General features: G+C 56.9%; 12 protein-coding genes. 9 read left to right on the forward strand and 3 right to left on the reverse strand.

The window, feature by feature from the left end; all coding sequences use genetic code 11:
- The first annotated feature begins 15 nt into the window (after window positions 1–15).
- Genes PH551_RS28545 through PH551_RS28565 form a run of 5 tightly spaced genes read left to right on the forward strand, consistent with a single transcriptional unit; the run spans window position 16 to window position 3289 of the window.
- Entirely contained in the window at window positions 16–576 is a 561-nt protein-coding gene (locus PH551_RS28545; RefSeq protein WP_285196018.1) for an N-acetyl sugar amidotransferase, read from the forward strand.
- Complete coding sequence (locus tag PH551_RS28550) at window positions 573–1169, forward strand: adenine nucleotide alpha hydrolase family protein (RefSeq protein ID WP_285196019.1); 597 nt, start codon at window positions 573–575, stop codon at window positions 1167–1169. The genes PH551_RS28545 and PH551_RS28550 overlap by 4 nt, the downstream gene beginning before the upstream one ends.
- Window positions 1124–1951 (forward strand): imidazole glycerol phosphate synthase subunit HisF, encoded by an 828-nt coding sequence (gene hisF / locus PH551_RS28555; protein WP_285196020.1) that lies wholly within the window; start codon window positions 1124–1126, stop codon window positions 1949–1951. Before PH551_RS28550 ends, hisF begins: the two co-directional genes overlap by 46 nt.
- Window positions 1938–2585 carry an imidazole glycerol phosphate synthase subunit HisH gene (hisH, locus tag PH551_RS28560; protein ID WP_285196021.1) on the forward strand — a complete coding sequence of 216 codons (648 nt, stop codon included), beginning with the start codon at window positions 1938–1940 and terminating at the stop codon, window positions 2583–2585. The genes hisF and hisH overlap by 14 nt, the downstream gene beginning before the upstream one ends.
- The gene (locus tag PH551_RS28565; protein ID WP_285196022.1) at window positions 2582–3289 is read left to right on the forward strand and encodes an acylneuraminate cytidylyltransferase family protein; all 708 of its coding nucleotides are present in this window, start codon (window positions 2582–2584) and stop codon (window positions 3287–3289) included. Before hisH ends, PH551_RS28565 begins: the two co-directional genes overlap by 4 nt.
- 356 nt (window positions 3290–3645) lie before the next feature.
- Here PH551_RS28565 and PH551_RS28570 read toward each other — a convergent pair whose 3' ends face one another.
- Window positions 3646–3921: a hypothetical protein gene (locus PH551_RS28570; RefSeq protein ID WP_285196023.1), complete on the reverse strand. Its 276-nt coding sequence runs from the start codon at window positions 3919–3921 to the stop codon at window positions 3646–3648.
- Between the two features lie 591 nt (window positions 3922–4512).
- On the opposite strand from PH551_RS28570, the gene gmd reads away from it, so the two are divergent.
- The 3 genes from gmd (at window position 4513) to PH551_RS28590 (ending at window position 7893) form a co-directional block, all read left to right on the forward strand.
- The gene (gene gmd / locus PH551_RS28580) at window positions 4513–5574 is read left to right on the forward strand and encodes a GDP-mannose 4,6-dehydratase (protein ID WP_285196025.1); all 1062 of its coding nucleotides are present in this window, start codon (window positions 4513–4515) and stop codon (window positions 5572–5574) included.
- Window positions 5575–6525: a GDP-L-fucose synthase gene (fcl, locus tag PH551_RS28585; protein ID WP_285196026.1), complete on the forward strand. Its 951-nt coding sequence runs from the start codon at window positions 5575–5577 to the stop codon at window positions 6523–6525.
- Window positions 6526–6870: 345 nt separating this feature from the next.
- Window positions 6871–7893, forward strand: a complete 1023-nt coding sequence (locus PH551_RS28590; RefSeq protein WP_285196027.1) for a class I SAM-dependent methyltransferase — start codon at window positions 6871–6873, stop codon at window positions 7891–7893.
- A 242-nt stretch (window positions 7894–8135) separates the two neighbouring features.
- Here PH551_RS28590 and PH551_RS28595 read toward each other — a convergent pair.
- Window positions 8136–9084 (reverse strand): IS630 family transposase gene (locus tag PH551_RS28595; protein ID WP_285196028.1). Its coding sequence is split into 2 segments (ribosomal slippage): window positions 8136–8747 and window positions 8749–9084, totalling 948 coding nucleotides; the frame shifts between segments, so codons are not numbered across the junction.
- 134 nt (window positions 9085–9218) lie between these two features.
- On the opposite strand from PH551_RS28595, the gene PH551_RS28600 reads away from it, so the two are divergent.
- The gene (locus PH551_RS28600) at window positions 9219–10253 is read left to right on the forward strand and encodes an IS110 family RNA-guided transposase (RefSeq protein ID WP_285196029.1); all 1035 of its coding nucleotides are present in this window, start codon (window positions 9219–9221) and stop codon (window positions 10251–10253) included.
- A 149-nt stretch (window positions 10254–10402) separates the two neighbouring features.
- Here PH551_RS28600 and PH551_RS28605 read toward each other — a convergent pair.
- Window positions 10403–10685: transposase (locus PH551_RS28605; protein ID WP_285195385.1), on the reverse strand; the 283-nt coding region annotated here is incomplete at its 5' end.

Consider the following 10685-nt stretch of genomic DNA (forward strand, 5'->3'; position numbering starts at 1 on the left):
CACATGAAGAGAGACGTGCAGAAACAATACAACCTACCGTCCGATATTAAATTCTGCGCCAACTGCACCGTCTCAAATCAGCGCCCACGCATCACCTTTGACGAAAAGGGTGTTTGCTCCGCTTGTAACTATGCGAATTTCAAACGACACGGAATTAACTGGGAAGAGCGTGACAAGGAACTCGCCGCCCTTTGTGACAGACACCGCAAGAGCAACGGTGAGTATGACGTGATCGTTCCCTGCAGCGGTGGCAAGGACGGCAGCTTCGTTGTGCATCAGCTTAAATACAAGTACGGGATGAACCCGCTCGCCATAACATGGGCGCCACTGAATCCGACGGCGATCGGTCGCCAGAACCTCGATGCATTCATCGCATCCGGCTTCAACCACATCCTGGGAACGCCAAATCCCGTTGTCACCCGCAAGCTGACCAGCCTGTCGTTCAAGCATCTTGGCGATCCTTTCCAGCCATTTATTTATGGCCAGACGAACTATCCGCTGCACATGGCCGTGAAGCACAATGTCCAGCTCATCATGTATGGTGAGAATGGCGAAGTCGAATACGGCGGGATATGAAAAACGCGTTCAAGCCGACGCGCGATATCGCCGATCACGACAAGCACTATTTCTCGGGTCTCCTGCCGCAATTCTGGGCCGAACACGGTGTGTCGCTCGCCGATCTTTATCCTTTCATGGCGCCGAGATACGACGACATCAAGAAGAACGAAACCGAGATCCACTTCTTCGGTTACTACAAGTTCTGGGACCCGCAGGAGAACTACTACTACTGCCTCGAGCATACGGGCTTCACGCCGAATACCGAGCGATCGGAGGGAACCTACTCGAAGTATGCAAGCCTCGACGACAAGATCGACGGCTCTCGCTACTACCTCGCGTTCATCAAGTTCGGCATCGGCCGCGCCACATCCGATACGGCGCACGAGATCCGCGACGGCAAGATCACGCGGGAAGAGGGTATCGCGCTGGTCAAGCGCTACGACCATGAATTCCCGAGCAGGCACTACAAGGAATTCCTCGAATACTGCGACATCAACGAGGACGATTTCCACGAAGTGATCGATTCACGGCGAGCCGATCATATCTGGACGAAGGAAGGCAATGATTGGCGGTTGCGAAAGCCGATCGGGGGTGGGCTGAGCAAGCCCTGAAAGAGTGTCGCCATGACCAATGTTCGTTTAATAGCCCGGCTCGACGTCAAGGGTCCGAACCTTATCAAGGGGAGCATCTTGAGGGGCTCCGCGTCCTCGGAGATCCCGGCGAATTCGCAAAAAAATTCTATGACCAAGGCGCCGACGAGATCATCTACATGGATATCGTCGCCAGTCTCTATGGGCGCAGCAATCTCGTCGAAATTGTCCGCAAGACCACGGAGGACGTATTTATTCCGGTCACGGTTGGTGGCGGTATCCGCACTGTGGACGACGTTCAGGAATTGCTGGATAGCGGTGCCGACAAAGTTGCGATCAATACTGCCGCGGCCAATACACCAGAGTTGATCACCCGCGTTTCGGAGCGCTTTGGCTCGCAATGCATGGTGTTGTCGATCGAAGCCAAGCGGCAACCCGACGGAAGCTGGAAGGCGTATACGGACAACGGTCGCGAAAGAACCAATCTCGATGTTGTTGAATGGGCGCAGCGCGGCGTCGAGCTCGGAGCAGGCGAGATATTGCTGACGTCGATCGACCGCGAGGGTACCCGCAAGGGGTATGATATCGAATTGACTGCGAAGGTGACGCAGGCGGTGAACATTCCCGTTATTGCAAGCGGTGGTATGGGCAATATCGATCATCTGGTTTCTGCCGTAAGGGACGCAAGAGCGGATGGTGTCGCGATGGCCGATGTTCTGCATTACGGGCGCTTGCACCTGGATGACATCCGGCCGAGCGCCGATCGCGTCGGCATAAAGGTGAGAAAACATGCCTACGAATGAGGTTGTGGTGGTCAACTACGGCGCTGGCAACATCCGCAGTGTCGCGCGCGCGCTGGAATATTCCGGTGCAGTTGCGAGGATCACAGCTGATCCGGACGTTGTCGCAACAGCCGGTAGGATCTTGCTTCCTGGCGTAGGTGCTTTTCCGAAAGCCATGCGTGAACTGTCCCAGCTTGGATTGGACGATGCATTGCGCCAATCCGTGGCCAAAGGTAATCTGCTGCTTGGCATATGCTTGGGTATGCAAATGTTATTTCAGTCGAGCGACGAGTTTGAAGTGATCAATGGTCTGGGTTTCATCCCGGGGAATGTCTCGCTGATACCATCCGAGGGAGACGCAGGCGTATTGCGCAAGGTGCCGCATATTGGCTGGAACGAATTGGTGCCGGCAGCGGGACGAAATTCTTGGGGCAACACCTTGCTGCGGCGGATACCCAGTGGATCGCCAGTCTATTTCGTCCATTCCTTTATGGCCAATCCTACTTCGGCGGCCGATCGTATCGCTGACGGCATTGCCGCCAATTTGCCGGTCACAGCCGTAGTCCAGCGCGATAACGTGTTCGGATGTCAGTTTCATCCGGAAAAGAGCGGAGTGACGGGCCTGAGGATACTTGAAGAGTTTCTGTCGAAATGAGCCTTCTTTTTTTGATCCCAGCCCGAGGCGGCTCTAAACGCGTTCCTGGAAAGAACATTCGCGAGCTCGGTGGCCAGCCGCTCATATCTTGGACGATTGACCTGGCCAAGCGCGTCGGCTTGTCAGCCGATGTCTTGGTTTCGACTGATGATCCGGACATAGCTTCGATTGCGACCGAGGCGGGTGCATGGGTCCCGTGGCTGCGTCCGCACCATTTGTCAACAGACACAGCAACCTCGCTTGAGGTGGCGCTGCACGCGCTCGATTTCTATGAATCGGAGCGTGGCCCGGTTGAGGCTGTCGTCCTTCTCCAGCCCACATCGCCTTTCCGCCAATTGTCGACGGTTTGCGAAGGCTTGCGACTTTTCCGTGAGCTCGGTGAAAGACCCGTGATTGGCGTTTCACCTGCGGCGACCCATCCTGCCTGGTGCTTTAAGATCCAAGAAAGCGAGCTGAGGCCTTATACGGACGGCAAGGGGCTGTTGCAGCGCTCACAGGATTTGCCACAAGTCTACGAGATTAGCGGCGCGCTTTACATCATTTCGGCAATGCAATTGCGAGACGAGAGAACATTTTTTCCGCACAATGCGGTTCCAATAGTCAGTGACAGCGATGTCGAAAATCTTGATATTGACACGGAATGGGACTGGCTATGTGCGGAAAAGGCCGTGGAGGCCGGGCTCGCCAAGTTCGGGGCGAGCTAGCGCCCTTCCGTGAAAGGGCGAAAGGGCCGTTAGTCCCACGGATTGTGTCCTTTGATTCAGCACTGTTATTGGTGTAGAGGCGAGCGGTGATTTTGAGAATCTGTGCCGGGTCCGCTAATGCGACCGCGGCGGCATCTGCGATGCTGCTAGAAGGTCCGTTCTGCTCGCCGAATTTAACAGTTGTGTGCGAGACAGCGACGAGCCAACCTATATTCCTGGAACGGGAACCGAAGCCGAGGAGCAGTACTACGCCATCCTGGACGAACCAGCCATGGCTGCATAACTTAAACCAGACAGCCTCCGGCAAACCCGGCGCGGTTCACACCTTCGTGATTGTCTTGAACGTGTGCTTTTTATCACCTGGATTGATGCGCTCCGGCGAATAGCCGAGGTTGAAGTCCACGCCCTGCCGGAGCCCCGAGATTTCGGAAAGAATCGGCCCACATATCTTCCTCGGTAGCACCAGGGAATACAGTCGATTCAAGAACGACGATATCGCCAACCTTGAGCAGCGAAGCCACTGTCCGAGATGCTGCAATGAGAGGCGTGAGGTCCGGTTGACGGTTGTCATCGATAGGTGTGGGACCGCCACAATTATAAAAGTTGCAATCCTTTACATCACCATAGGTCAATCTAAGGGATGAATTTTGCAGGACTGCGCTGTCAACTCGCCGGTTACGTCTTTACCAGCTTTCAAACTCTCAATGCGGTGTCTCTTGACGTCGAATCACACGACCACCGGAAACTTTTCCGCCAAGGCGACCGCGACCGGCAAGCCGACATACCCGAGACCGATTACAGCTATCTTTCGGGTCATTACTCTATCCTCATACTTCTTTGCCAGCACACCAAGCGTGGCACCTAAACGATAACCTCAAAAAAAGCTAGGCGCGGGAGACTGCATCCATCATCTTGCCGGAGCTTCTGCGTTTGCTACCTATGTTCAACACGGAGCTGGTGCATCACCGTCTTGTATGCTGCGTGACCACGGATGAAAGGAAGATGCTGGCAGTCTGGCCGGCGGGGGATATCAATCGGCGTCAAATTCTGCAGTCATCGCCGGTAACCGCCCAGCGATCTTGAGGAGGTTGTCCGTTGTGCCGGTAAGGCGCAGAGATCGAGAATGCTCATTTCGCCGGCCTGGCCGGAGGTACATGGGGTTGCATTAATTCGGTCATTTCCATACACCATCCTGAAAAATGTATCGAAAGACGACGTGAAAAATGACGAAAACCGCACTTATTACTGGGGTAACTGGTCAGGACGGTGCCTATTTGGCCGAATTGCTTTTGAGCAAAGGCTATACAGTACACGGCATCAAGCGGCGATCGTCGTCTTTCAACACCGGCCGCATCGAGCATATCTATCAGGATCCGCACGAAACTCACCCGCGCTTCATCCTCCACTATGGCGATATGATCGACTCGACCAATCTGCTTCGGATCGTGCAGCAGACCCAGCCCGACGAAATCTACAACCTGGCCGCACAAAGCCATGTCGGCGTCAGTTTCGAAACGCCGGAATATACAGCCGATGCCGATGGTATCGGGACGTTGAGGTTGCTTGAGGCTATCCGCATCCTGGGTCTTGAGAAAAAAAGCCGGTTCTACCAGGCATCGACATCGGAACTCTACGGTCTCGTGCAGCAAGTGCCGCAGAACGAGAAGACGCCGTTTTATCCGCGCTCTCCCTATGCCGCGGCCAAGCTCTATGCCTACTGGATCGTCGTGAATTATCGCGAGGCCTACGGCATGCACGCGTCGAACGGCATTCTGTTCAACCATGAAAGTCCGCTTCGCGGCGAGACCTTCGTCACGCGCAAGATCACGATGGCCGTCGCCGCCATCAGCCTCGGCCTTCAAGACAAGCTCTTTCTGGGGAATCTTGACGCCCAGCGTGACTGGGGCCATGCGCGTGAATATGTCGAGGGCATGTGGCTCATGCTGCAGCAGGACAAGCCGGAAGACTATGTCTTGGCGACGGGTGAGACGACGCGTGTCCGCCAATTTGTCGAGTGGGCCTTCGCCGACGTCGGCATCACTTTGGAATGGAAGGGGTCCGGCGTCGACGAGAAGGGCTATGATGCTGCCTCCGGTAGGTGCCTTGTGGAAATCGATCCCCGGTATTTCCGCCCGACGGAAGTCGACCTTTTGCTTGGTGACCCGACCAAGGCACGTCAGAATCTCGGCTGGCGCCACAAGACGCCGGTTCGCGCGCTCGCCGCTGAGATGGTGCGCGAGGATATCAAGCACTGGAAGGCTCAAGGCAGCCGGAAAGAGGTCTGAGTGTACGATCTATCCAACAAGAAGATCTGGGTTGCCGGTCATCGCGGAATGGTCGGCAGCGCTCTGGTGCGCAGGCTTCAATCCGAAGCTTGCAGCGTCGTCACGGCCACCCGCGCCGAGGTCGATTTGAAGCGGCAGGACGAGATCGAGAAATTTGTTGAAGCAACCCGGCCTGACGCGATCATTCTCGCCGCTGCCAAGGTCGGCGGCATCCTCGCGAATGACAGCTATCCCGCTGAATTCATCTACGACAATCTGATCATCGAAGCCAACATCTTCGAAGCTGCCCATCGGACGGGAGTGGACCGGCTTCTCTTCCTGGGGTCAAGCTGCATTTATCCCAAGCTCGCGCCACAGCCGATTCTCGAAGAGGCTCTGTTGACCGGTCCGCTCGAGCCGACCAACGAATGGTACGCGATTGCCAAGATCGCCGGTATCAAGCTCGCGGAAGCTTATCGCAAGCAATATGGCCGGGACTACATTTCGGCCATGCCGACCAATCTATACGGCCCCGGCGATAATTTCGACCTGAACTCCAGCCATGTGCTGCCCGCGCTGATCCGCAAGGCGCATGCTGCGAAACTGCGCAAAGACCCGCATATGGTAGTCTGGGGCACAGGAACCCCGCGCCGAGAGTTTCTTCACGTCGACGACTGCGCCGACGCCCTGGTGTTTCTGCTCAAAACCTATTCGGGCTCGCAGCACGTCAATGTCGGCTCGGGCACGGATCTCGAAATTATCGAGTTGACGCGTCTGGTCTGCCGCGTTGTCGGTTATGAGGGGGAGATCATTCATGATCTTTCCAAGCCCGACGGCACGCCGCGAAAGCTGATGAGCAATCAGAAGCTGCAGGATATGGGCTGGAAACCGCGCATTTCGCTTGAGGACGGCATTAGAGCCACTTACGCTTGGTTTTTGGAATTCGAAAACGGGTCTGATCCAGCGGCCTGATGCCGAGTCCCTGCGGACCGGCATTTTTTCCCACATTGATTCGCGACACAGCGCTGTCGCCGAGCCTCCGATGGCCTCGTGGTCCCATGGCCGAGGGGTCCGGAACGCATTGTGGCCCGAAGCTTCCCTACTCGTCGGTATAAATGCGAAAGCCGGTTCGATTGACAGTCTGCCGGCGAGGAAGAGCAACTCGGATAATGTCGGCGGCCGGCAGCATAGCCCGGTCACTAAGGCGGGGAACCCGATAGGGTTAGCGCGGTGAGTATTGTGGAATATGCGGATATACGCATAATTCCTGCCGCTGGCGCTGCCAGGCAAGGTCGGTCGAAACTCTCGGGGGGGTCTATGGAAACAATCGTCGAGCACGCCCATGCCGGCGCAGTGTCGCCCGAACTTGTGGTCGATGCGCTGTTTGCATGCCGAAAGACGGCAGCGATCAGAGCGGCGATCGAGCTCGATCTTTTTACGCACATCGGTGAGGGCAAAACGGCAGCAGTGCTGGCGTCGGCAACGAGCGCCTCGCAGCGGGGCGTGCGCATCCTTTGCGATTACCTCGTCGTCCATGGCTTCCTGACCAAGGAGGGCGATCAGTATCGGATGACGCCCTCGACCAGAATGTTCCTCGACCGCAATTCGCCGGCCTATATGGGCTCTGCCGTCGAGTTCGTCGCCGCACCCGAAGTACTGGATAATTTTCTGCGCGATCCGGCCGCCGTCGTGCGAAACGGCGGTTCGGCCGGTCTTGCGAACATGTCGGCGGACAATCCCGTCTGGTTGAAGTTTGCCCGCGGCATGGGCTCCTTCACCGGGCTTAGCGCCAAAATACTGGCTGACGAAATCTCCGGCTGGCCGAGATCTCCCAAAAAGGTCTTGGACATCGCGGCAGGTCCGGGCCTCTTCGGGATCGAAATTGCCAAGGCCTTTCCATCCGCGGAGATTGTCGCCGTCGACTGGGGCGCCGTCTTGGAGCTGTCAAGGCAGAATGCGGAAAAATCAGGCGTGGCGGACCGCTACCGGACGATCGCCGGCAGCGCCTTCGACGTTGACTGGGGTACGGATTATGATCTCGTCCTGCTCCCGAATTTTCTGCACCATTTCGATTTGCCGACATGTGCTGAGCTGCTGCGAAAGATCACCGCGAGCCTTGCAAAGAGTGGCCGGATCGTCGCGGTCGATTTCGTGCCGAACGAAGATGGCGTGTCACCGCCTTTTCCAGCGGCCTTTTCCTGGGAGATGCTCGCCAGCACGCCGGCGGGCCAGGCTTATAAGCAAAGTGAGCTGACTGAGATGGCAAAACTGGCCGGCCTCGCCCGCGTCACGGTCAAATCGATGCCGCCAACGCCGGCCAGCGTCATTCTCTTTGAATAGCCATTTCGCCGCGACGTAGCTCGTCGGGCAAATTTAAGAAGAATTGGCTGGGGGAACCTGGGAACCAACTCTATGTCGCATTTAAGGGACCCTAAACGCCTACCGAGCGATCATGAATCTCGCCCGCGCGCCAAAATGCCGAACTGATACAAAAGCGAGAACTGTTCGCCCTGGGCTCGGGTAGCGGCGCAGAGATCAAGCTTGACCAATCCGGCGTTTCGACCAAATGGGGCTAGAGCGTTTCAGGTTTTGACGGAAGCGTAGCCTGCGTTTGAGAAGTAGTTGGCGCATTCGTCGGGCTTGATGGTGTCGGCGAGGTGGCCCAGATGGCGCCAGGTGTCCTCGACGGTTCGCTTTTGGGCCTGGCGCATCCAGTGCTTGATCTTGGCGAAGGCCTGCTCGATCGGATTAAGGTCGGGAGAATATTTCGGCAGAAACCACAGTTTGGCGCCAGCCGCCCTGATGGCGTGGCGGACGGCCTTGGCTTTGTGGGAGCCGAGATTGTCGAGGATAACAATGTCGCCGGGTTTGAGGGTTGGGATCAACTGCTGGCGGACATAAGCGTCGAAGCACTCGCCATTGATGGGACCGTCGAAGACGCAGGGCGCAGTGAGCCGATCGCAGCGCAAGGCGCCGAGGAAAGTGAGCGTGCGCCAGCGGCCATGCGGAGCAAAGCCGCGCAGTCTCTTGCCCCTCGGGCCCCAGCCGCGCAACGGCGCCATGTTAGTGCGGATCCAAGTCTCGTCGATAAAGACGAGCCGCTTCGGATCAAAGCGGCCTTGCCAGGCCTTCCAGCGGGCTCTGCGCCGGGCAATGTCGGCGCGGCCCTGCTCAAGGGCGAACAGCGTTTTTTTTAAAGCTCAGGCCCTCGCGGCGCATGAACTGCCAGATGGCATTGTGGGAGACGCTCACGCCGCGGGCGGCCAACTCATCCTTCAGCCGATGCAGCGTCAGGTGGGATGTTTGCTCGATCTGCTCGACGATGAAGGCACGATACGGCTCCAGCACCCGCCGACGATGGCCGCCCATCTTGCCCGGCGAGACGCTGCCGGTTGCCCGATGGCGTTGCGACCACTTCACCACAGAGGAAACGGCAATGTCGAACCGCTCCGCCACCACCCGGCAACTCTGACCGGCCGAAACTGCCGCAACAACACGCTCACGAAGATCATTCGAATAAGGTCGCGTCATCGATGCTGGCCTCCATTCCAGCATCCAGGATGAATCACAATTCTGCTGATTTGATGTTGTGGAACGGCTCTGCTCCCACCCTATCCTGAAAAGAGGCCGAACATCATGTTCGGTAAACAGCTTGGAGCGTTCTTATGACTTTGATCACGACAATCGGTCTCGACACGGCCAAACAAGTCTTTCAGTTGCATGGAGTAGACAACGAAGGGACGACAATCCTTCGTAGGCAGCTTCGACGCTCTGAGGTTTTGAAGTTCTTCAGGAAGATCCCGTCGTGTGTCGTTGGATTGGAGGCATGCGGAGGCGCTCATTACTGGGCACGAGAGATCAAGGCTCTCGGACATGAAGTTCGGTTGATCTCACCTGCTTACGTGAAGCCCTATGTCAAAAGAGGCAAGAATGACGCGGCAGATGCTGAGGCGATATGCGAAGCTGTAGGCCGACCGTCGATGCGTTTCGTGCCGCTCAAGACCGTCGGCCAGCAAGCGACGGCTATGCTCTTGAAGGCAAGGGACCTGCTGGTTCGGCAGCGCACCCAAACGATCAACGCTTTGCGCGGTCATCTTACCGAACTGGGCATTACCACATCCAGAGGTGTGGGCAAGGTCGACGACCTTGCCGCAATCGTCCGTGACGAGGATGATGCCCGCTTGCCACCCTTGGCCCGCATCGCCCTGTTGCCCCTGACCCATCAGATAGAGGCCTACACGTCGGAGATCGTTAAGTTGGAGAAGCACATGATCCGCGAAAGCCGACAGGATGCGACATTGAGCCGGCTGACCTCAATTCCAGGTGTGGGTCCAATCACTGCCAGCTCCATCGCGGCATTTGTACCCGACCCAAAGGCCTTCAAGTCTGGGCGTCATTTTGCGGCTTGGATAGGCCTGACCCCGAAATCAAATTCCACAGGCGGGAAAACCAGATTGGGAAGAATCTCAAAAATGGGAAACCCGGTCTTACGATCTCTTTTGGTTGTGGGAGCGTCCGCCGTTATCCAGCACGCACGTCGAGGCGCAAAGATCTCAGCCTGGCTGACTGAGTTGCTGAGGCGCAGGCCATATAAAGTCGCCGCCATTGCGCTGGCCAACAAGATGGCCCGCATTGTTTGGGCTCTTCTAGTGAGAGGTGGTCAATTCCATAGCACGGCGAACGAAACGATGGCGGCCTAGGACCGAATGCAGATCGCTTGTCGTCGCTGACAAGCTGAGGCCCAAGGCGCAAGATCAATGATGACCCCGAGGAAAGACATCCGGATTGGATCAAGACCGTGATTCCCAACGTGCTTCGAGCTCGCTGATTTGTTTAGAGCCTGCTGCTTTCATACGGAAGCATATCCTGAGTTTGTGAGGTAGTTTGCGCATTCTGCTGGCGAGAAGCAGTCGAGCATTTCACCAGCCTTGCGCCATGTCGCTTCGACTGTGCGAGGCTGTTCTCTCCTAATTAGGTGCTTGAGCTTGGCAAAGACTTGCTCGATGGGATTGAGGTCCGGGCTGTAAGGCGGCAGGAAGAAGAGGTGCGCGCCTGCGGCCCGGATGGCACGACGGACAGCTTGGCCCTTATGGCTGCCGAGATTGTCGAGGATGACGATGTCGCCCTTGGCG

It is taken from the genome of Rhizobium atlanticum (assembly GCF_030182485.1).
Lineage (GTDB): Bacteria > Pseudomonadota > Alphaproteobacteria > Rhizobiales > Rhizobiaceae > Rhizobium.